The sequence below is a fragment of the Micromonospora sp. NPDC023737 genome (genome assembly GCF_040639715.1).
Taxonomy (GTDB): domain Bacteria; phylum Actinomycetota; class Actinomycetes; order Mycobacteriales; family Micromonosporaceae; genus Micromonospora.
This window is the reverse complement of record NZ_JBFAAL010000002.1, coordinates 309196-331492: the sequence shown is the minus strand read 5'-3', so window position 1 is coordinate 331492 and position 22297 is coordinate 309196. Positions and strand designations below refer to the sequence as shown.

The following is a 22297-nucleotide window of genomic DNA, read 5'->3' as shown; positions in this document are numbered from 1 at the left end:
CAGTTGACGCTACCGTCGGGTAGTGCTTGCGGAGCGCAACGGCGACCCGCCCGCCCGGGTCGCCGCGGGCCCCCACCCGGTGCACAACCTCTGGCGGCTGCGCCGCTACCTGCGCCCGTACGCGACCGAGTTCGCCTGGGTGCTGCCCGCGGCGTTGGCCGCCACCGGGGCGGGCATCGCCGTACCGCTCGTGGTGCAGCAGGTCGTGGACGGGCCGGTGGCCCGGCGGGACCCGGTCGGTCTGCTCCAGCTCGGCGCTCTGGCGCTGCTGCTGGGGCTGGCCGAGGCGGTGCTCATCTTCATCCGCCGCTGGGTGCAGTCCTCCTCCGCCGTCGGCATGGAGGCGGCGCTGCGGGCCGACCTCTACGCCCACCTGCAACGGCTGCCGGCGAGCTTCCACGACCGGTGGCACTCCGGCCAGTTGCTCTCCCGGATCACCAGCGACCTGTCGGTGATCCGGCGGTTCCTCTCCTTCGGCCTGCTGTTCCTCGTGCTCAACGTGCTGACCTACGCGGTCGTGGTGGTGCTGCTGATCCGCCTGCACCCGGCGTTGGGGCTGCTGGTGGCCGCCAGCGCGGTGCCGCTGTTCCTGATCACGCGCCGGTTCGCCCGGCAGTACCATGCCGCGTCCCGGCGGATGCAGGACCAGCAGGGCGACGTGGCCACCCTGGTCGAGGAGACCGCACAGGGTCTGCGCACCATGCGGGCGTACGGGCGGGGGCCGCAACTGGCCTCCCGGTTCGGGGTCGCCGCCCGCACCCTGCACGACACCGGGGTCGGTAAGGGTCGGCTGCTGGCCCGCACCTCGGCCCTGCTCGACCTGGTGCCGAACCTGACCCTGGGTGTGGTGCTGGCCGCCGGGGCGGCCGCCGCCGCCCGAGGCGTACTGACGATCGGCGAGCTGGTCGCGTTCGTGAGCCTCCAGCTCATGCTCATCTGGCCGGTGCAGTCACTGGGCTGGATCATCGCGAACGGTCAGGAGGCGGCGACCGCCGCGGACCGCGTCCAGGAGGTGCTCGACACTCCCCCGCGGATCGTCGACTCGCCCGGCGCCATCGCGCTGCCCCGCTCGGCCGTACGCGGTCGGCTGAGCTTCGAGCACGTGTCGTTCGCCTACCCGGGCGCGTCGGCGCCGCTGCTGCGGGACATCGACCTGACCGTCGAGCCGGGCGAGACGCTCGCCCTGGTCGGCGCGACCGGCTGCGGCAAGAGCACGCTGCTCTCGCTGGTGCCGCGGCTGCACGACGTGACCGGTGGACGGATCACCCTGGACGGGCACGACCTGCGCGAGTTGCGGCTCGACTCGCTGCGCCGGCTCGTCGGGGTGGCGTTCGAGGAGCCCATCCTCTTCTCCATGTCGGTCCGGGAGAACCTCACCCTGGGCCGCCCGGACGCCGGTGAGGAGGAGATCCGGGCCGCGCTCGCGCTCGCCCAGGCCGACTTCGCGGACGACCTGCCGTGGGGGCTCGGCACCAGGGTCGGCGAACAGGGGCTCTCCCTCTCCGGCGGGCAGCGGCAGCGACTGGCGCTGGCCCGCGCGGTGCTGGGCCGCCCCGCGCTGCTCGTCCTCGACGACCCGCTCTCGGCACTCGACGTGCAGACCGAGGCGCTGGTGGAAGCGGCCCTGAAGCGGGTGCTGCGCGACTGCACCGCGCTGCTCGTCGTACACCGGCCGTCGACCATCGCGCTGGCCGATCGGGTGGCGCTCATCGAGGACGGTCGCGTCACCGCGGTCGGCCGGCACTCCGAGCTGCTCGCCACCGTGCCCGCGTACCGCACCCTGCTCTCCGCCGAACCCCCGCACATCGCGCAGCCCGCCGGGCCGGCGGACGCGGGGAAACCGCCGACCGCGGACGCGTCGCCGGGAAGCAGCGCGCCACTTCCCGGTGGTACGCCGGACGGGAGCGGGTTGGTGCGGTCGTGACGATCAAAGTGGCCGGCCGGGGCGGCCGGTGGCGGCCGCGGGCCCGCCGTCCGCCCGCGCCGGCGGGACTGCCACCGGCTGCACGGGAATCCCCACCGCCCGGCGCTGGCGCGCCAACCGAGGCGGCCGGGGCGGCACCGGCCGACAGCGATGAGCCCGAACTGACCCGGTGGCGCGGGCAGGCCACCGACCCGGACGCCGACCGCAGCCGCGCCGAGGAGAACACGCCGGCAGCGCTCGCCCGGCTACGCGTACAGAGTCGCGTGCTCCTGGCGGACCTGCTGCGCCCGCACCGCGGTCGCCTCGCCGCGGCGGTGGCGCTGCTGCTCGCCCAGAACGGCGCCGCGATGGCCGGGCCGTACCTCGTCATGCTCGGTATCGATCGGGGCATCGCGCCCCTGCGGGCGGGCGACCCCCGACCGCTGGTCGCCGTGGCCGGTGCGTTCGGGGCGGCGGCGCTGACCGAGTACGCGGCCCGCCGCGGCTTCCTCACCCTCTCGGCACGGATCGGCCAGGCCGTCCTGCTCGACCTCCGCCAACGCGTGTACGCGCACTTCCTGCGCCTGTCGGTGGCCTTCCACGAGCGGTACACGTCCGGCCGGATGGTCTCCCGGCTCACCAGCGACCTGGACTCGATCGCCGAGCTGGCCGACGGTGGCATCGACAGCCTCGTGCTCGCCGTGCTCTCCATCGTCTCCGTGGCCGCCATCCTGCTCTGGCTCGACCTTCCGCTGGCCGCCGTGACGCTGCTCGCCTTCCCGTTCCTGTTCTGGCTGTCCCGCTGGTTCGCGCGCGCCTCGGCCGGGGCGTACCGGCGGACCCGCGAGGCGGTGGCCCTCGTCATCGTCCACTTCATCGAGTCGATGCACGGCATCCGTGCCGTCCAGGCCTACCGCCGCGAGCCGCGCAACCAGCGCATCTTCGTCGCGCTCAGCGACGAGTACCGCCGGTCGAGCCTGCGCACCTTCCGGCTGATCGCCACGTACTCACCGGGCATCAAGGTGATCGGCAACGTGACGGTGGCGGCGGTGCTCTGCTACGGCGGCTGGCGGGTGCTCGGCGGGCAGACCGAGATCGGCGTGCTCGCCGCGTTCCTGCTCTACCTCCGGCGCTTCTTCGAGCCGATGCAGGAACTCAGCCAGTTCTACAACTCGTTGCAGTCCGCCACGGCGGCGTTGGAGAAGCTCGCCGGCGTGCTCGCCGAGCGGCCGACCGTCGCCGAGCCGGCCACACCGGTGCCGCTGCCGTCCGGCCCCGGCCACGGTGAGCTGACGTTCCGTGCGGTCTCCTTCGGCTACCGCCCCGGCGCGGCCATCCTCACCGACCTGGAGCTGATCGTGCCGGCCGGGCAGACCGTCGCCCTGATCGGGCCGACCGGCGCCGGCAAGTCGACGATCGCCAAGCTGGTCGCCCGGTTCTACGACCCGGTCACCGGCACGGTCAGCCTGGACGGCGTCGACCTCCGCGAGGTGGCCGACGCCGACCTGCGCCGGGCCGTGGTCCTGGTGACCCAGGAGAACCACCTGTTCACCGGCACCGTCGAGGAGAACATCAGGTTCGGCCGCCCGGACGCCGACGACGACGCCGTGCGGGCGGCCGCGCGCGCGGTCGGAGCACACGACTTCATCGCCGCCCTGCCCGACGGGTACGCCACCCAGGTGCACCGGCGCGGCGGGCGGCTCTCCGCCGGGCAGCGACAGCTGGTCGCGTTCGCCCGGGCCTTCCTGGCCGATCCGGCCGTACTGGTGCTCGACGAGGCGACCTCGTCACTGGACGTGCCGACGGAACGGCTCGTACAGCGGGCCCTCGGCACGATCCTGCGGGACCGGACGGCGCTGGTCATCGCGCACCGGCTCTCCACCGTGGAGATCGCCGACCGGGTGCTCGTGCTCGACGGCGGACGGATCGTCGAGGACGGCCCGCCCGATCGGCTCGCCCAAGCGGGCGGTCGGTACGCCGCCCTGCGCCGGCAGTGGCAGGACTCTCTCCGCTGACCGGGAGGGCTACCAGCGGTCGACGTGCAGCACCTCGTCCAGCGGCTGCCGGGTCGCCGGCCGGAAGCCCTCACCGGTGTACCAGGCGGTCGGAACCAGCGCCGCCTGACGTACCTCCTCGGGAAGACCGAGCAGCTCGGCCACCTCCGCCTCGTACACCAGGTGCAGGGTGGTCCAGGCGGTGCCGAGGCCGCGCGCCCGCGCGGCGAGCATGTAGCTCCACACCGCCGGCAGCACCGATCCCCACAGCCCGGCCTGGTTGCCGGCGGTGAGCTCGCCGCCGCCGGACAACCGCAGGCACGGCACCAGCAACACCGGCACCTGCCCCATGCGGTCGCCGAGCCACTCCACACTCTCGGTCACCCGGCGCTGCACCGCCGCTCGGGCCGGGTCGTCCGCGAAGAGCCGGCCCGCCGAGGACTCCGAGTCGAGGTACGCGCGCACCGCTCGCTGGTAGAGCAGGCCGATCTCGGCCCGCAGCATCGGATCGGTGACCAGCACGAAGTGCCACCCCTGCCGGTTGGAGCCGCTGGGCGCCTGCAACGCGATCTCCAGGCACTCCCGGACCAGCTCCATCGGCACCGGACGGGTGAGGTCCAGCCGGCGACGGACCGTACGGGTGGTGGTGAGCAACTCGTCGGGGCTCAGCGGAAGCGTCGGCACGAATTGCATCGTGTCACGCCGTCAACCGCGTGGTCCGGCCGTTGGCGGCTGCCTACGATCGCAGGATGACTGATACGGGGAGTACGGCGCGCACCGGCGTCCCCGAGCGTCCGACCCTGGACGGCATCGAGGAGACGTGGGCGCGCCGCTGGCAGGAGGAGGGCACGTACGCGTTCGACCGGGCGAAGCAGCGGTCCGACGTGTACTCCATCGACACGCCACCGCCCACCGTATCGGGCGAACTGCACATGGGGCACGTCTTCTCGTACACGCACACGGACACGATCGCCCGGTTCCAGCGGATGCGCGGCAAGGCCGTGTTCTACCCGATGGGCTGGGACGACAACGGCCTGCCCACCGAGCGCCGGGTGCAGAACGTCTACGGCGTGTGGTGCGACCCGGAGCTGCCGTACGACCCCGCCTGGCGTCCGCCGGCCACTCCCGTGACGGACGAGGCCCGGAAGAACCCCACCCCGATCTCGCGGCGTAACTTCATCGAGCTCTGCGAACGACTCACGGTCGCCGACGAGCAGATCTTCGAGGCGCTGTGGCGGCGGCTCGGACTGTCGGTGGACTGGTCGTTGACGTACACCACGATCGGCCGGATGGCGCGCGCCACCAGCCAGCGGGCGTTCCTGCGCAACCTGGCCCGCGGCGAGGCGTACCAGGCGGAGGCGCCGACGCTCTGGGACGTGGGCTTCGCCACCGCCGTGGCGCAGGCCGAGCTGGAGGACCGGGAACGCCCCGGCGCGTACCACCGGCTACGGTTCACCGGCCCGGGCGGGCGCGAGGTGCTGATCGACACGACCCGGCCGGAGTTGCTGCCGGCCTGCGTGGCGCTGGTCTGCCACCCGGACGACGAGCGGTACGCCGATCTGGTGGGCACCACCGTGCGCAGCCCGCTGTTCGGGGTCGAGGTGCCGGTGCACGCGCATTCGCTCGCCGACCCGGCCAAGGGCACCGGCATGGTGATGGTCTGCACGTTCGGCGACCTCAACGACGTGACCTGGTGGCGGGATCTGCAACTGGACACCCGCGTGGTGATCGGGCGGGACGGCCGGCTGCTGCCGGAACCGCCGGCCGGCGTGCCGGCACAGCCGTACGCGGCGTTGGCCGGGCAGACCGTCAACGGCGCCCGCCGTGAGCTCGTCGGGATGCTGGCCGATGCGGGTGACCTGGTCGGCGAGCCACGCCCCATCACCCATCCGGTGAAGTTCTACGAGCGGGGTGACCGGCCACTGGAGATCGTCTCCACCCGGCAGTGGTACCTGCGCAACGGCGGACGCGACCTGCAGCTGCGCGAGGAACTGCTCGCCCGTGGCCGGGAGCTGCGCTGGGTGCCGGAGCACATGCGGCACCGTTACGACCACTGGCTGGGCGGGCTGACCGGCGACTGGCTGGTCAGCCGGCAGCGCTTCTTCGGCGTGCCGGTGCCGGTGTGGTACCGGCTCGACGACGCTGGCGAGCCGGACCGGTCCCAGCCTCTCACGCCGGACGAGTCCGCGCTGCCTGTTGACCCTTCCAGCGACGCGCCGGCCGGATACGACGAGTCCCAGCGCGGTCGGCCCGGCGGTTTCGTCGGTGACCCGGACGTGCTGGACACCTGGGCAACCTCGTCCCTCAGCCCGCAGATCGTCGGCGGCTGGGAGACCGACCCGGACCTGTTCGACCGGGTGTTCCCGATGGACCTGCGACCGCAGGGGCACGACATCATCCGCACCTGGCTCTTCTCCACCGTCGTCCGCTCGCATCTGGAGCACGGTGTGCTCCCGTGGCGGGACGCGGAACTGTCCGGCTGGATCCTCGACCCCGACCGGAAGAAGATGTCCAAGTCCAAGGGGAACGTGGTGACCCCGATGGCGCTGCTGGAGCAGAGTGGCTCCGACGCGGTGCGGTACTGGGCGGCCAGCGGTAAGCCCGGCATGGACCTGGCGTTCGACCCGGCCCAAATCAAGATCGGCCGCCGGCTGGCGACCAAGGTGCTCAACGCGTCGAAGTTCGCCCTCGGGCTGGGTGCCGGCGACGCGCTGCGCGCCGCCGCCACCGAGCCGCTGGATCGTGCCATGCTCGCCGAACTCTCCGGTGTGGTCACGGCCGCGACGACCGCCCTCGAGGCGTACGACCACACCGCCGCGCTGCTGGCGACCGAGTCGTTCTTCTGGCGCTTCTGCGACGACTACATCGAACTGGTCAAGGAGCGCGCCTACGGCTCCGGGTCGGGGGCCGACTCGGCCCGGGCGGCGCTGGCCACCGCTCTCTCGGTGCAGTTGCGGCTCTTCGCGCCGGTGTTGCCGTTCGTCACCGAGGAGGTCTGGTCGTGGTGGCGGTACGGCTCGGTGCACCGCGCGCCGTGGCCGACGACGTACGAGGTGGGCCGGGCGATCGAGGGCGAGGGGGATCCGGAGCTGCTCCGGATCGCCGGGGAGGCGCTCAGCCAGGTGCGCCGGGCCAAGTCGGAGCGGAAGCTCTCGATGCGGGCCGAGGTGCCGCTCGCCGAGGCGCTCGGTCCGGCCGCCCTGTTGCAGAAACTCACCTTGGTCTCCGACGACCTACGGGCGGCCGGCCGGATCACCAAGCTGGACCTCCTCCCCGACCGCACGACGGAGCTGGTGATCGCGTCCGCCTTCTGACGACCCCTGCCCGCACTTTCGCGCAAAGGGTGGCCATTCGCGCGCGGAAGGCCACCCTTTGCCCGAAAGAGTGGCCTTCCCCGGACGGGGGGGGTGGGTTACCAGGTACGGAGGAAGCGGAGGCCCAGGAGGAAGGCGACTGCGGCCGGGCCGACCAGCAGGGTGATCGCCTGGAGCCGGTACGGCATCCGGTGCCGGGTCAACTCGGCCGCGTTGCCGAGCACGATCACCCCGGCCAGCATCAGGAACGCGCCCCACCAGCCGGCGTCGCCGAAGTCCACGAGGTGGACGCGGAGCAGCTGGAAGGTCGCTCCGAGCAGGGCCCCGGTCAGCGCGAGCAGTGCCACGGCCCGGTGCAGACCTCGGGCCAGCGGATGCGCCGGCCGCCACACGTAGGTGCCGGCGACCGCCAGGCACGGCACCATGATCATGACAGGCCAGCCCCGTCCCATGACGCCGAACATGAGCAGCGCGCCGGTGGCGAAGACCAGCACGCCGGCACAGCCGACCACGTAGCCGGCGAACGCCCGCCCGCCGCCCCGGGCCAGCAACGGCCCGCCGCACGCCGCTATGAGCGCGCCGGGGATCAGCACGAAAAGCGCCCACCAGTTGAAGTGCCCGCTGCTCCGGGCCAGCGTGGTGGTCACCGCGGCGGCCAGGCCGGCGACCACGAGGCTCACCAGCCAGTGCCGCCCGGTCTCCGTGCCGGGCCGCCCCGCCATGACCTGTCCCACTTCTGCGCTCACCCGTCAAGCCTCGCCGACCGGTCCGGCCCGGTCCATCCAGCCAGCCCTACCTTCGGGAGACCGGTTAACAGGGGCCCCTGCCGTACGCGAAGCGTCGACAGGGGCCCCCGTTTCCGAGCCGTAGATGTCAGCTGGTTTCGCCCGCCACGCTGAACGAACGCAGCCGGTCGATCGCCAGGACGGTGAAGCCGATGCTCACCAGTGCGGTCATCACCGCCGCCACCGGCACCGAGACGGTCGTCTCCAGCAGGCTGGTCGGTGCCAGTCGGTCGGCGAGGGCGATCACGTACTGCTGGATCGACAGCACCTTCGTGCCGCTCACGAAGTTGCCGAGCAGCCCCTCCCAGATCAGGACGTAGACCAGGCCGAGCAGCACCGGCCGCCGGGTGAGCAGGCTGAGCGCCAGGAACAGCGCCGAGTACGCCAACGCCCCGAGGCACCCGGCCACGGCGAGCGCCAGACCGAGGCGTACCGAGTGGGCCAGCACGCCCGCGACGTAGAGCGGCACGGCGACGGTGGCCGCGGTGACGCCGGTCGCCACCGCGAGCTTCGGCAGCACGATCTGCCAGCGCGGAAGCGGCTTCGTGAGGATGTGCACGACGGTGCCGTCGTCGATCTCCGCGCCGAGCACGCCGGTGCCGACGATCAGCGCGACGACCGGCAGCACCACGGCCAACCCGAGGCCGACCAGCACCGGCGGTCCCCACTCGCCCGGGTCCACCCCGAGTGAGCGGGAGAGCACGGCGAGTAGCACCAGCACGACGGGAAGTGGGAAGAGCATCAGGAACCGGCGGCGGCCGAAGAGGCCCCGGGCGGTTATCCAGGAAACTGTCGACATCTCAGGCCTCCACCAGGTAGGAGAAGACGCTCTCCAGGGATTCGTCCTCGGGCACCAGTTGCCGGACCCGGATGCTCTTCGCCAGGGCGATCCGGGGCAGTGCCCGGGTGAAGGCGCCGTAGTCGCCGGCCCGCACGGTCAGGCCGGTGCGGCCCAGTTCGACCCCGGTGACGGAGGGCTCGGCCATCAGCGCGACGGCCAACGCCCGGTCGTCGGTGGAGTGCACCGTGAAGACGTGCGGACGGTTGGTCATCAACCGGCGGATCGTGCGGAAGTCGCCGGAGGCGGCGAGGCGGCCGGCGACCATCACCTGGACGGTGCCGGAGACCTGCTCGACCTCTTCCAGGATGTGCGAGCTGAACAGGATGGTCCGGCCGGCGTCGCCGAGGCGGTGCAGCAGCTCCATCATGTGCAGCCGCTGGCGCGGGTCCATCCCGTTGAACGGCTCGTCGAGCAGCAGCACCTGCGGGTCGTGGACCAGCGCCGCGGCCACCCTCGTCCGCTGCCGCATGCCCTTGGAGTACGTGCCGATCCGCCGCTCCTGCGCGCCCTCCATCTCGACCAGCGCGATGGCCCGGCGGGCCGCCTCCTTCGGGTCGGGCAGCCGGTGCAGCTTCGCGCTGGCCAGCACGAACTCGTACGCGGTGAGGAACGTGTGCACCGCCTCCCGCTCGCTGACCAGACCGAGCCGGCGGTAGACGGCGGGGTTACGCCAGGTGGGCTCCCCGTCGAGCGCGACCGTGCCGCGGGACGGGGCCAGGAAACCGGCCATCATGTGCAGCAGGGTGGTCTTGCCCGCACCGTTCGGACCGAGCAGTCCGGTGACGCCCGGCCCGAGGCTCATGCTCACGTCGTTTACGGCGACCACGTTCCCGTACCAGCGGGAGACGCCGTCCAGGTCGAGGGTGGAGGTGGGGGTGGCCGGGGCCGCCGGCTCCGCGCTGATCGTGGTCATCGGGCGGCCACCTTCCGGTATCGCATGAACAGAAGGGCGACGCAGGCGGCCACCAGCAGCACGGCGGCGGCCACGTAGACCGGCCCGAAGCCGCCGATTTGATTTCCGGTCTGCCCGCCGGGTATCAGCAGGTCACCGAGGGTGTATTGGCCGACGGCATGGACCAGGGCGGTGGGCGAGCCGAGCATCGCCAACTCGTTGACCGTGCGGGACGGCATGATCGACAGGATGCCGACGATCGGGGCGGTCATCAGGAACACGGCCACGACGCCGCCGGCCGCGAAGGCTCGTTTGCCGGTGAGCGAGGCGATGAGCAGCCCGACCGAGGCGAAGACCACCGCCCACAGCGCGGCGTAGAGCAGGCCGGGCAGCAGGTCGAGCAACTCGTCCCAGACACCGCTCATCCCGTCCTTGGTGGTGAACGCGGCACCCAGGAACATCACCAGCTGCGGTGCCCCGAGCAGCAGCCAGAGCGCGCTGCCCAGCGCGGCCAGCTTGGCCAGGGCGTAGTCGGCGCGGGGCAGCGGGCGGGAGAAGTAGAGCGGCAGCACGCCGCTGTGCAGATCGCGGGAGACCAGCTCGGGGGCGACCACCGCGACGAAGAAGATGACCAGCCAGCTCATGTTGTCGGCGAACTGGGCGTAGGTCATCACCACCTCGCCGATCTGGCTGCGCACCGCGGTGACGCCGGCGGCGACCAGGGTGACGATGCCGATCACCAGCCACGGGAAGATCTTGGCCTTGGCGCTGCGTCCCAGACCGAACGCGGTGCGCAGGCCGTGCAGGTAGAGCGCGCCGAAGACGTGCCGGCGACCCAGCCGCGGACCGGTGTAGCGCTGGTAGCCGATGTCGTGGATGACGCCGGTCGGCTCAGACATGGCTGGGCTCCCTCGTGGCGAACAGCTCGGCCACCCGGTGCCGGCGCTGGTCGAGCCGGTGCAGCGGCAGGTCCAGCTCGGCGACCGCGCCGAGGATCAGATCGTAGGTGGCGTCGTCGGCGAGCGGGACGAGCAGCAGCCGACCGTCGCGGGTAACCGGCAGCTGGAGCGCGGCCAGCCGCGCGGCGAGATCTTCGGTGCCCTCGCTGACCTCCACGGCGAGCACGTCGGTGCTCGACGTCATCGCCGAGATGCGGTCGGCCCGCAGCAACCGTCCGCCGTCGATGGCGACCAGCGTGTCGCAGATCCGTTCCACCTCGCCGAGCAGGTGCGAGCAGACCAGAACGGCGATGCCGAACTCGGTGCCGATCCGGTGCACCAGGGCCAGCATCGCGTCCCGTCCCGCCGGGTCGAGGCCGTTGGTCGGCTCGTCGAGCAGCAGCAGGTCGGGATCGTGCACCAGCGCCTGAGCGAGCTTGACGCGTTGCTTCATGCCGGTGGAGTAACCACCGACCGGCCGGTAGCGCTCCTCGTAGAGCCCGACGTGCCGCAGCGCCTCGGAGGCCCGCTCCCGGGCGACCGTACGCGGCAGACCGCTGATCCGCCCGAGATGGGTGACCAGCTCGGCGGCGGTGAGGTCCGGCGGGAGGGCGTCGTGTTCCGGCATGTATCCGACCCGGGCACGGACGGCCGCCGAGTCGGTGGTCGGGTCCAGGTCGAGCACCCGGACCCGACCACTGGTCGGGGTGAGCAGGCCGAGCAGGATCTTGATCAGGGTCGACTTGCCGGCGCCGTTCGCGCCGACCAACCCGATGATCCCCGGCTCGACCGCGACGGTGAGGTCGGCCAGCGCCGTCACCCCACCCCCGTACGTCTTGGTCAGCGAATCCGTCGCGATCAGTGTCACGCCGACCAGCGTAGGCAGGCTTCGCTGGTCGTGGGGGACGCCTCGCCCCCGGTCCTCCCCTGATCCTCGCGGGCGTGCCCCCTTAAGGAGAGCGGTCCTGAGGCAACCGCGCACGCCGTCCACCGGCCGGCCGTTGAGGTTCCCTCGTGGAGTGGCACCCTCGACCGATCGCGGGTCTGCTGCGAAACTGTGTGCCGATCAGCGAGTGGGGGTGTGATGAGCAACGGGTGGGTGCTGCCCGACGAGGTGCTCCGCGACGCGCCGGCGTACACGCCGCGCCCGGGGGAACTGGCCGACCTTGAGCTGCTGCTGACCGGGGCGTACGCCCCCCTCACCGGCTTCATGACGCGCGCCGACCTGGTCTCCGTGAGCCGGCGCGCGCGGCTCGCCGACGACACCCCGTGGCAGGTCCCGGTGACCCTCCAGGTGCCGGCGGCGCTCGCCCAGGGGCTCGATCCACGTGATCCGGCGCGCCGGGCACTGGTGCTCACCGACGGCGAGGGCGCCCCGGTGGCGGCGCTGGACGTGGCCGACACGTGGCCGGTCCGCGATGGGGTCGCCGGCGTCGGCGGCTCCCTGCGCCGCCTGGGCGACGGCGGTCACGGGCCGTTCCAGCGGCTGCGCCGCGCCCCGGAGGAGGTACGCGCGCTGCTACCTGCCGGCCGGGTGCTCGGGGTGATCGCCGACCGGCCGCTGCACCGCCCGCAGCTCGCCCAGATCGCGCACGCCACCCGCACCCTCGGTGCGCACCTGCTCGTCCTGATCCCTGTCGGCGAGGACGGGGTCGGCGGGCTGCCGCCCGAGTCGCTGGTGCGCGCCGTGTTCGCCGCCCGCGACCGGATGCCGCCGGCCACTCTCGTCGCCGTACCGCTCTCCCGCGGCCGCGACGAGATCAGCGAGGCCCTGCTGCGGGCCCGGGTCTCGGCCGCGTACGGGGTGACCCACCTGCTCTCCACCGGCGACATGCTCCCCGGGGCCGGGCTGCGGGTGCTGGTGCCACGTGAGCTGGCCTACGACAGCCGGGACGGGCAGTGGCGCTGGCGGGAGGACATCCCGCCGCGCAACCGGCGGCTGGCGCTGACCCAGGCGGAGATCGACGACCTGTTGGACCGGGGCTTCCCGCTGCCCGAGTGGCACACGCCGCCCGCGGTCGCCAGGGAGCTGGCCCGGGCCCGTCCGGCGCGCCGGTACCGCGGGCTGGTGGTCTTCCTGACCGGGCTGTCCGGCTCGGGCAAGTCGACCATCGCCCGGGGCCTGTCGGACGCGCTGCGCGAGGGCGGCGAGCGGACCGTCACCCTGCTCGACGGTGATGTGGTGCGCCGGGAGCTCTCCGCCGGGCTCGGGTTCACCAAGGCCGACCGGAACCTGAACGTACGCCGGATCGGCTGGGTCGCCGCCGAGATCGCCCGGCACCGGGGGGTCGCCATCTGCTGCCCGATCGCCCCGTACGCGGCCGCCCGGGCGACCGCCCGGGAGATGGCGCTGGCCGCTGGGGCGGGTTTCGTGCTGGTGCACGTCGCCACCCCGCTGGAGGTCTGCGAGCAGCGTGACCGCAAGGGTTTGTACGCGCGGGCGCGCGCCGGCCTGGTCACCGGCATGACCGGCGTCGACGACCCGTACGAGGAGCCGACCGACGCCGATCTGGTGCTTGACACCAGCGATCTAACCGTGGACGAGGCGGTTGAGGCGGTGCTGCACCACCTCACCGAGACCGGCTGGGTCGAACCCAAGCATCCGCCGCTCTGAGCGCCGGGGATTCGTCGTGGGTGCGGCGTCGGCCGCGCGAGCCCGGCCGGTGGGCGGTTCGGCCTCGCGGGCGGGTGGCCGACCAGGCTGAGCCGCGCGGCCCTGATCGCGCATGCTCGGCCGACGGCTGGTCCCTCCGGGTCACCGTCGGGCCCACCCCGCTCCTTTCACCGGCTTCGGCCACGCGCTAATGTTCATTCTTGTTGAAACACGTTTGACCACGTGAGAGTACGTGAGCGGCCGGGAGGTGCGGCGGATGCTGGCGCAGCAGCGGCAGGCGACGATTCTGGAGCGGGTCCGCGCGGCGGGCGGCGTACGCGTCAGCGAACTGGCCGCCGAGTTCGGCGTCTCGGACATGACGATCCGGCGTGACCTGGAGACGCTGCACGAGCGCGGCCTGCTGGCCAAGGTGCACGGCGGGGCCACGGTGGCCGGGCCGGGATCGACCGACGAACCCGGGTTCCGGGCGAAGTCGGTGCGGCAGCCGGCCGAGAAGGCGGCCATCGCCGGCCGGGCGGCCCAACTGGTCCGACCGGGCGCGGCGGTCGCGCTCTCCGCCGGCACCACCACCGCCGAGCTCGCCCGCCGCCTGGTGGACGTGCCCGGGCTGACGGTGGTGACCAACTCGCTCCCGGTGGCCGAGATCATGCACGCGGGTGGGCGGCCGGACCAGACGGTGGTGCTCACCGGCGGGGTGCGGACGCCGTCCGATGCCCTGGTCGGGCCGCTGGCCGTCGGGGCGATCCGATCGCTGCATCTGGACCTGCTCTTCCTCGGCGTCCACGGGATCAGCGAGCGGGCCGGGTTCACCACGCCCAACCTCATGGAGGCGGAGACCGACCGCGCCCTGGTCGCGGCGGCCGACCGGCTGGTGGTGCTCGCCGACCACTCCAAGTGGGGCACCGTCGGCATCTCCTCGATCGTCGAACTGTCGGCCGCGCACGTGCTGATCAGCGACGACGGGCTGCCGACCGAGGCACGACGGATCCTCGGCGATCGCGTGGGCGAACTGGTGATGGTGCCGCCGACGGGCGCGCCGACGAATGGAGGGGCGGCGGAGTGAAGCGCACCGAGGTCCGGCTGGCCGACGGCCGGGAACTGATCTACTTCGACGAGCGGGACGACGCCGTCCGTGACCAGCCGGACCGGCGAGAGCTGCCGCCTCCACCGCACGCGTCGCAGTTGCGCTACGACCCGCTGACCGAGGAGTGGGTGGCGGTCGCCGTGCACCGGCAGACCCGCACCTTCCTGCCGCCGGCCGACGAGTGCCCCCTCGACCCGTCGGTGGGTGACCGGCTCACCGAGATCCCGGCGTCGGACTACGACGTGGTGGTCTTCGAGAACCGGTTTCCGTCCCTGAGCAGCCGGGTCGCCGACGCGCCCGGGGAGATCACCCCGTTCACCCCGTTCCGGCCGGGGCTCGGTCGCTGCGAGGTCGTCTGCTTCACCTCCGACCACAACGCCTCGTTCGCGAGCCTCTCCCCCACCCGGGTCCGTACGGTGATCGACGCGCTCGCCGACCGCACCGTGGCTCTGGGCGAGTTGCCCGGGGTGGAGCAGGTGTTCTGCTTCGAGAACCGGGGCGTGGAGATCGGCGTGACGCTGCACCACCCGCACGGCCAGATCTACGCGTACCCCTTCGTCACGCCGCGGACCCGGACGATGCTCGCCGCCGCGCGCCGGCACGCCGAGCGCACCGGCGGCAACCTCTACGCCGATGTGCTCGCCGCCGAGCGGGCCGCCGGCGAGCGGGTGGTCCTGGCCAACGAGCACTGGACGGCGTACGTCCCGGCGGCCGCCCGCTGGCCGTTCGAGGTGCACGTGGCCCCCAACCGACCGGTGCCGGACATCCCGGCGCTCGACGACGCCGAGCGGGACGCCTTCGGGCCGCTCTACCTGGACCTGCTGCGCCGGTTCGACGGGCTCTTCGACATGCCCATGCCCTACATCGCGGCCTGGCACCAGGCGCCGGTACGGATCGACCGTGAGCTGGGCCACCTGCACCTACAGCTGTTCAGCATCCGCAGGGCGAAGGACAAGCTGAAGTACCTGGCCGGCTCGGAGTCGGGCATGGGCGCCTTCATCAACGACATCGCACCGGAACGCGCCGCCGAACTCCTCCGTGCCGCCTGACCGGAGCCGCTCCGTCCAGGGACAGACGTGAAAACCCCCGGAACAGGGCGCGGGGGGCCCGGGACAGGGCCCCCCGCGGGGAAGGGACGGCTGGCTGTGCACGACAGCCGGGAAGGCTGGCTGATTGGCACTCGTGCCGCGCGGTCACCGCGGCCAACCCTCCTGGACGCGACTGGCATCTCGTCCACGCTGGTCAACGAGGCGCGCCGAGTCGAGTGACGGAAAAATAATCCGTCCGGCACGACGAAGCCCGCCGGCGCGATGCCGGCGGGCTTCGTCGTTGCTGGTGGAGATCAGGCAGCCAGCTTGCGGGCCAGGTTCTCGTCGAGCGCGTTCATGAACTCGTCGGTGGTCAGCCACGGGGCGTCGCGCGAGATCAGCAGCGCGAGGTCCTTGGTCATCTGGCCGCCTTCGACGGTGTCGACGATGACCTGCTCCAGGGTGTTGGCGAACTCGGTGACCGCCGGGGTGCCGTCCAGCTTGCCCCGGTGGGCCAGGCCCCGGGTCCAGGCGTAGATCGAGGCGATCGGGTTGGTCGAGGTCTTCTCGCCCTTCTGCCACTGCCGGTAGTGCCGGGTGACCGTGCCGTGCGCGGCCTCGGCCTCGACGGTGCGGCCGTCCGGGGAGAGCAGGACGGAGGTCATCAGACCCAGCGAGCCGAAGCCCTGCGCGACGGTGTCGGACTGCACGTCACCGTCGTAGTTCTTGCAGGCCCAGACGTAGCCGCCCTCCCACTTCAGCGCGGCGGCGACCATGTCGTCGATCAGCCGGTGCTCGTAGGTGAGGCCGGCGGCGTCGAACTCCGCCTTGAACTCGTTCTCGAACACCTCGGCGAAGATGTCCTTGAACCGGCCGTCGTACGCCTTCAGGATGGTGTTCTTGGTCGACAGGTAGACCGGGTAGCCGCGGTCCAGGCCGTACCGGAACGAGGCCCGGGCGAAGTCCCGGATCGACTCGTCGAAGTTGTACATGCCCATGGCGATGCCGCCGCCGGAGAAGTTGGCGACCTCCATCTCCACCGGCGCGGAGCCGTCGGCCGGGGTGTAGGTGACGGTCACCTTGCCGGGGCCCGGCACCACGAAGTCGGTGGCCTTGTACTGGTCACCGTGGGCGTGCCGGCCGATGATGATCGGCTTGGTCCAGCCGGGAACCAGCCGCGGCACGTTGGACATGATGATCGGCTCACGGAAGACGACGCCGCCGAGGATGTTGCGGATGGTGCCGTTCGGCGACCGCCACATCTTCTTGAGGCCGAACTCCTCCACCCGGGCCTCGTCCGGGGTGATCGTCGCGCACTTGACGCCGACGCCGTGCTCCTTGATGGCGTTGGCGGCGTCGACGGTGACCTGGTCGTCGGTCTCGTCGCGGTGCTGGATCGACAGGTCGTAGTAGTGCAGGTCGACGTCGAGGTAGGGCAGGATCAGCTGCTCACGGATCTGCTTCCAGATGATCCGCGTCATCTCGTCGCCGTCGAGCTCCACGACCGGGTTGTTTACCTTGATCTTCGCCATCGGCCGGCGCTCCTCTCGGGGGACACGTGCTCAAGCAGTACGAGCGTACTGGAAACTTCCCGGCAGCCCCCAGCCGGCCTCGGTGGCACGGAGATCGGGGCGGCCGACGCGGAAGATCACTGGCATCATCGCCGGATGCCACTGAGCCGTACCCACGGGTCTATCACGGTCACCGCGATCACCGACGGCGAGGGGCCGTTCTTCGCGCCCCGCACGGAGGCGTTCCCGGGCGCCACCACCGAACAGTGGCGGGAGGCCGACCGCCGGGATCCGGACGCGGTGACCGCCGACGGCCGGTGGTGGCTGCACTTCCGCTGCTTCGCGATCCGGGCCGGCGACGGGCCGGCAACCCTGGTGGACGCCGGCATCGGGCCCGCCGACTCACCCGCCGCGACGTGGGCGCCGGTGCCGGGTCGACTCCCCGCCGAACTGGCCGCCGCCGGCATCGACCCGGCGGACGTACGGACCGTCGTGCTCACCCACCTGCACACCGACCACGTCGGCTGGGCCGTCACCGGGTCGCCCGGCACGCCGTACTTCCGAAACGCCACGTACCTGGTCCAGCGTGCCGAGGTAGCCGCCATCGACCGGGTCAACCCGGAGCTGCGGGCCGGGCTGATCGCACCGTTGCGCGCCGCCGGCCAGCTGCGGGAGGTCGACGGCGAGACCACCATCGGGCCCGGCGTACGACTGCTGCCGACGCCCGGGCACACTCCCGGGCACCAGTGCGTGCTGGTGGAGGCGGACGAGTCGCGGCTGCTGCTCACCGGCGACCTGCTGGTGCACGCCGTGCAGCTGGTCGCTCCCGAACTCGCGTACGCCCACGAGGAGGACCCGGCGACAGCCCGCGCGTCCCGCACAGACCTGCTACGCACCCTCTCCGAGGCCGGCCCCACGACCCTGGCCACCCCCCACCTAGGCACCCCCTTCCACCCCCTCCCTTGACCCCCTCCTCCCGCCGCATCCCCGGTGATCATGAAGTTGTTGCCCACCGACTCGGCGTGTCGAGGCAATAACTTCATGATCACCGGGGCGGGGGCGGGACGGGGACGGGGTGGGGTGGGTGGGGATGGCAGGAGGGGGGGGGCCCGGCGGGGGGGGCCCCCCCAGGGGGGGCGGGATGAACATTGATTGGGGGTCTGGGGGGGGGGGGGGGGGGGGGGGGGGGGGGGGGGGGGGGGGGGGGGGGGGGGGGGTGGGGGGGGGGGGGGGGGGGGGGGGGGCGCCCCCGGCCCCCCCCCCCCCCCTCCTGGGTGGTGCTCAAGTCACATGTTGGCGACGTCGGCCTGCTTGGCGCGGACGGCCTCGGCAGCCTCCTTGAGGCTGTTGAGCTCGTCGGCGTCGAGGTCGGTCTCGACGACCCGCTTCACGCCCTCGGCGCCGATCTGCGCCTCGACGCCCAGGTAGACGCCCGAGATGCCGTACTCGCCGTCGACCCAGGCGCAGACCGGCATGATCTCGCCCGAGTCCTCGGCGACGGCCTTCGCCATCTTGGCGGCGGCGGCGGAGGGGGCGTAGTACGCGGAACCGGTCTTCAGCAGCGCGACGACCTCGGCGCCACCGTTCCGGGTCTTGACCACGAGCTCCTCGATCTGCCCGTCGGGCATGACCTCGCGCAGCGGCTTGCCGTTGACGGTGCTCTTCGAGGGCACCGGCACCATGGTGTCGCCGTGCGAGCCGAGGGTGAGGGTCTTGACCGACTTCACCGGTACGTTCAGCGCCTCGGCCACGAAGTTGGTGAACCGGGCCGTGTCCAGCATGCCGGCCTGGCCGAGCACCCGGTTCTTCGGGAACTGGGTGGCGAGCTGAGCCAGGGCGGTCATCTCGTCGAGCGGGTTGGAGACGACGATCACGACGGCGTTCGGGGCGTACTTGGCGACGTTCTCGGAGACCTGGCGGACGATTTTGGCGTTCGTCTCCAGCAGATCCATCCGGCTCATGCCCGGCTTGCGTGGCAGACCCGCGGTGATGACGACGACATCGGAGCCCTCAATGGCCTCGTAGCCCTCGCCGTTCGGGCCGGTGGTGACGCCGACGACCTTGGTCTCGAAGCCCTCGACCGGGCGCGACTGGTTGAGGTCCAGCGCGAGGCCCGCCGGCTTGCCCTCCACGATGTCGGTGATCACAACGGTGTCGAAGACGTCGTACTCGGCCAGGCGCTGTGCGGTGGTGGAGCCGTAGAAGCCGGCCCCGACGACAGTGACCTTCTTACCCATGGTCGTCCCACTCCCTGATACCAGTCGGTTTTCCGGACCGTATCAGTCATCCTGGCACCGATCCGGCCAGGGGCGGACGGTTATGACGCCGTTGGACTGGAAGGGGTCCCCTATCCGGAATCCGTCGGCGGAGCGGGTCAGCCCTGCTCGGCGCGCTCGACCACGTTGGTGAGCAGCATGGCCCGGGTCATCGGCCCGACCCCGCCCGGCATCGGCACCAGCGCGCCGGCCACCTCCACCACTGCCGAGTCCACGTCGCCGGTGTAGCGGCCCTTGCCGTCCGGGCCGACCACCCGGGTGATGCCCACGTCGACCACCACCGCGCCCGGCGTGACCATGTCGGCGGTGAGCAGGCCCGGAACGCCGGCCGCCACGATGACGATGTCGGCGGCCCGGGTGTGCGAGGCCAGGTCGAGCGTGCCGGTGTGGCACAACGTCACTGTCGCGTTCTCGCTGCGTCGCGTCAGCAACAAGCCGAGCGGACGACCGACGGTGTTACCGCGACCGACCACCACGACCTTGGCGCCGCTCAGCGCGACGTCGTGCCGGCGGAGCAGCTCGACGATGCCGCGCGGGGTGCAGGGCAGCGGTCCCGGGTAGCCGAGCACCAGCCGGCCGAGGTTGACCGGGTGCAGGCCGTCGGCGTCCTTCGCCGGGTCGATCAGCTCCAGCACGCGCTGGGTGTCGAGGTGGCCGGGGAGCGGCAGCTGGACGATGTAGCCGTGGCAGGCCGGATCGGCGTTCAGTTCGGCGAGCACCTGCTCGACCTGTGCCTGGGTGGCGTCGGCCGGCAACTCCCGCCGGATGGAGGCGATGCCCACCTCGGCGCAGTCGCGGTGCTTGCCGTTGACGTACGCCTGTGATCCGGGATCGGACCCGACGAGGACCGTCCCCAGCCCCGGGGTGATACCGCGTTCGGCCAGAGCCTTGACCCGTGTCCGCAGCTCGTCCTTGATCTCGGCCGCGGTCGCCTTGCCGTCCAGAAGCGTCGCCGTCACGTGCAGATCGTCTCACGGCCGACGTCCTCCGGTTACGACGACCCGACGACCGCCGCCACCGGCGGGCCGCCTCCGCTTATCCCATCGGTAACCGTGCGTGACATGAATTGCGTCACTCTTCGTATTTTCTGTGGTCTGCCTCACGCCACCTCCGGACGGTTAGGTGGCTTAGGCAACAATCTGGGCACCGAGTTCACGATTCGCTCATTCGGGCAGCAAACAGGACACCCTCCGTCCCAGCTAAGGCTCAAAAGCGCTCGTCAGAGCCAAATTGACCGGGGTGCGCATAGCAGCAGGGCCACCCCCGTGCGGATACCGTCCGATCGCCCCGTTATCAGGTTGTGATCAAGTCGTTGCCGAAGTCCCGCGAACGGCCTACCGTTGCCGCTCGTTGCGCAGCGTTACCCAGCGTCGGGCTCGACTGCGCAGTGTGAGGAGATGAGGAGGCTTCATGCGAGTTCGTAGGCTCGCTGCCTGGACCGCCCTCCCGCTCGCTGTGACGCTGGGCCTCGCGGCCTGCGGCAGTGGCGGCGACGGTGGTTCCGGCGGCAGTGGCTCCGACACGGTCAGCATTCAGATCGCCGAGCCGCAGCACCTGGTCCCGACCAACACCACCGAGACGTCCGGCAACCAGGTGATCTCCGGTCTGTTCAGCCCGCTCGTGGACTACGACGCGCAGAACAAGCCTGTCGAGGTCGCCGCCGAGTCGGTCACGTCGACCGACAACAAGGTCTGGACGATCAAGCTCAAGGACGGCTTCACCTTCCACAACGGCGAGAAGGTCAAGTCCGACAACTACATCAACGCCTGGAACTACGGCGCCTACGCGCCGAACGGCCAGGGCGGCAGCTACTTCTTCGAGAAGATCGCCGGCTACGAGGACCTCCAGGGCAAGGAGCCGAAGGCCAAGACCCTGTCCGGTCTGAAGAAGCTGGACGACCTGACCTTCCAGGTGACCCTGGGCGCGCCGTACATCGACTTCAAGACGATGCTCGGCTACAACGCGTTCTACCCGCTGCCGGACGCCGCATTCTCCGCGCCCGGTGTGCTGAAGAGCGACTACGAGCAGTCGCCGATCGGCCAGGGCCCGTTCAAGATGAAGGGCACCTGGCAGCACGACAGCAAGATCGACATCGAGCGGTACGACGCCTACCCGCTCGACAAGCCGAAGGCCAAGAACATCGAGTTCCGGATCTACCAGCAGCTCACGGCCGCGTACGCGGACCTGCTGGCGGACAACCTGGACGTTCTCCCGACGATCCCCACGGAGAACCTGAGCACCGCGCAGACCGACCTCGGCGACCGGTACCAGACCAGCCCGATGTCGTCGTTCCAGTTCCTGGCCTTCCCGACGTTCGACAAGGACTTCGCGAACCCGGACGTGCGCAAGGCGATCTCGATGGCGATCGACCGGGACGAGATCACGAAGTCGATCTTCAAGAACTCGCAGGCACCCGCCCGTTCGTTCGTCTCGCCGGTGCTGCCGGGCTACCGGGAGAACACCGCGGGTGCGGCCGGTGAGTTCAACCCGACCGAGGCCAAGAAGCTCTACCAGGCCGCCGGCGGCCCGTCGAAGATCGTCATCTCCTACAACGGCGACGGCGGTCACAAGGACTGGGTCGACGCCACGGCCAACCAGCTCAAGGCCAACCTGGGCGTCGAGGTCGTCGGCTCCGCCGAGCCGAAGTTCGCGGACCTGCTGAACAAGGTCGAGAAGAAGCAGCCGGTGGGCATGTTCCGGCTGGGTTGGGTCATGGACTACCCGTCCATGGAGGACTACCTCGGCCCGCTGTACACCACCAACGGCTCGTCGAACTACTACGGCTACAGCAACCCGGAGTTCGACCGGCTGGTCAAGGAGGGCTCTGCGGCCTCCACCCAGGAAGAGGCGATCAAGAAGTACCAGCAGGCCGAGGACATCCTGGCCAAGGACATGCCGGTGATCCCGCTCCGCTTCGGCGAGAACGTGTTCGGGCACTCGTCCAAGGTCAAGAACGTCGAGATGGACCTGTTCCAGCGCGTCAACCTGGTAAAGGTCGAGGCGGCCAGCTGAGCTGACCGCGGCGCGGGCCACCCGGGAAAGCCCGGGTGGCCCGGGCACATCCGAACCGGCCCGGTCGCTCGGCGTCCGGGCCGGTTCCGGCGCCGGCCTCGTTCG

General features: G+C 71.5%; 17 protein-coding genes. 8 read left to right on the top strand and 9 right to left on the bottom strand.

Features of this window, described 5'->3' with window-relative positions; genetic code table 11:
* The first annotated feature begins 22 nt into the window (after positions 1-22).
* Entirely contained in the window at positions 23-1924 is a 1902-nt protein-coding gene (locus tag AB0F98_RS06905; RefSeq protein ID WP_357729860.1) for an ABC transporter ATP-binding protein, read from the top strand.
* Positions 1925-2085: 161 nt separating this feature from the next.
* Positions 2086-3918 (top strand): ABC transporter ATP-binding protein, encoded by a 1833-nt coding sequence (locus tag AB0F98_RS06900; protein ID WP_357730883.1) that lies wholly within the window; start codon positions 2086-2088, stop codon positions 3916-3918.
* A gap of 9 nt (positions 3919-3927) precedes the next feature.
* On the opposite strand, the gene AB0F98_RS06895 is transcribed toward AB0F98_RS06900, so the two are convergent.
* Positions 3928-4581, bottom strand: coding sequence for a nitroreductase family protein (locus AB0F98_RS06895; protein ID WP_357729857.1), 654 nt, complete (start codon positions 4579-4581; stop codon positions 3928-3930).
* A 65-nt stretch (positions 4582-4646) separates the two neighbouring features.
* Between AB0F98_RS06895 and valS the strand changes: the two genes are divergently transcribed.
* Positions 4647-7211: a valine--tRNA ligase gene (valS, locus tag AB0F98_RS06890; RefSeq protein ID WP_357729853.1), complete on the top strand. Its 2565-nt coding sequence runs from the start codon at positions 4647-4649 to the stop codon at positions 7209-7211.
* A gap of 98 nt (positions 7212-7309) precedes the next feature.
* On the opposite strand, the gene AB0F98_RS06885 is transcribed toward valS, so the two are convergent.
* From AB0F98_RS06885 to AB0F98_RS06865, 5 genes are all read right to left on the bottom strand, one after another.
* Positions 7310-7957: a hypothetical protein gene (locus tag AB0F98_RS06885; protein ID WP_357729850.1), complete on the bottom strand. Its 648-nt coding sequence runs from the start codon at positions 7955-7957 to the stop codon at positions 7310-7312.
* Between the two features lie 127 nt (positions 7958-8084).
* Complete coding sequence (locus AB0F98_RS06880; protein WP_357729847.1) at positions 8085-8795, bottom strand: ABC transporter permease; 711 nt, start codon at positions 8793-8795, stop codon at positions 8085-8087.
* Between the two features lies 1 nt (position 8796).
* On the bottom strand, positions 8797-9750 hold the full coding sequence (locus tag AB0F98_RS06875; protein WP_357729844.1) for an ABC transporter ATP-binding protein: 954 nt from the start codon (positions 9748-9750) through the stop codon (positions 8797-8799).
* Complete coding sequence (locus tag AB0F98_RS06870) at positions 9747-10628, bottom strand: ABC transporter permease (protein ID WP_357729841.1); 882 nt, start codon at positions 10626-10628, stop codon at positions 9747-9749. The genes AB0F98_RS06875 and AB0F98_RS06870 overlap by 4 nt, the downstream gene beginning before the upstream one ends.
* On the bottom strand, positions 10621-11535 hold the full coding sequence (locus tag AB0F98_RS06865) for an ABC transporter ATP-binding protein (RefSeq protein WP_357729838.1): 915 nt from the start codon (positions 11533-11535) through the stop codon (positions 10621-10623). The genes AB0F98_RS06870 and AB0F98_RS06865 overlap by 8 nt, the downstream gene beginning before the upstream one ends.
* 216 nt (positions 11536-11751) lie before the next feature.
* Here AB0F98_RS06865 and cysC point away from each other — a divergent pair, with 216 nt between their 5' ends.
* The 3 genes from cysC to galT all read left to right on the top strand — a co-directional run bounded on the left by cysC (position 11752) and on the right by galT (position 15414).
* Positions 11752-13281, top strand: coding sequence for an adenylyl-sulfate kinase (gene cysC / locus AB0F98_RS06860; protein WP_357729833.1), 1530 nt, complete (start codon positions 11752-11754; stop codon positions 13279-13281).
* Positions 13282-13537: 256 nt separating this feature from the next.
* A complete protein-coding gene (locus AB0F98_RS06855) occupies positions 13538-14344 on the top strand; it encodes a DeoR/GlpR family DNA-binding transcription regulator (RefSeq protein WP_357729830.1) in 807 nt (268 codons plus the stop codon).
* Complete coding sequence (galT, locus tag AB0F98_RS06850; protein ID WP_357729827.1) at positions 14341-15414, top strand: galactose-1-phosphate uridylyltransferase; 1074 nt, start codon at positions 14341-14343, stop codon at positions 15412-15414. Before AB0F98_RS06855 ends, galT begins: the two co-directional genes overlap by 4 nt.
* Positions 15415-15707: 293 nt before the next feature.
* Here galT and AB0F98_RS06845 read toward each other — a convergent pair whose 3' ends face one another.
* Complete coding sequence (locus tag AB0F98_RS06845; RefSeq protein WP_357729824.1) at positions 15708-16925, bottom strand: NADP-dependent isocitrate dehydrogenase; 1218 nt, start codon at positions 16923-16925, stop codon at positions 15708-15710.
* A 135-nt stretch (positions 16926-17060) separates the two neighbouring features.
* On the opposite strand from AB0F98_RS06845, the gene AB0F98_RS06840 reads away from it, so the two are divergent.
* Positions 17061-17870, top strand: a complete 810-nt coding sequence (locus tag AB0F98_RS06840) for an MBL fold metallo-hydrolase (RefSeq protein WP_357729821.1) — start codon at positions 17061-17063, stop codon at positions 17868-17870.
* A 320-nt stretch (positions 17871-18190) separates the two neighbouring features.
* Here AB0F98_RS06840 and mdh read toward each other — a convergent pair whose 3' ends face one another.
* Positions 18191-19141 carry a malate dehydrogenase gene (gene mdh, locus AB0F98_RS06835; RefSeq protein WP_357729818.1) on the bottom strand — a complete coding sequence of 317 codons (951 nt, stop codon included), beginning with the start codon at positions 19139-19141 and terminating at the stop codon, positions 18191-18193.
* A gap of 137 nt (positions 19142-19278) precedes the next feature.
* Positions 19279-20139 carry a bifunctional methylenetetrahydrofolate dehydrogenase/methenyltetrahydrofolate cyclohydrolase gene (locus AB0F98_RS06830; protein WP_355141271.1) on the bottom strand — a complete coding sequence of 287 codons (861 nt, stop codon included), beginning with the start codon at positions 20137-20139 and terminating at the stop codon, positions 19279-19281.
* Between the two features lie 451 nt (positions 20140-20590).
* Between AB0F98_RS06830 and AB0F98_RS06825 the strand changes: the two genes are divergently transcribed.
* Positions 20591-22192, top strand: a complete 1602-nt coding sequence (locus AB0F98_RS06825) for an ABC transporter substrate-binding protein (protein ID WP_357729814.1) — start codon at positions 20591-20593, stop codon at positions 22190-22192.
* Positions 22193-22297: the final 105 nt, after the last annotated feature.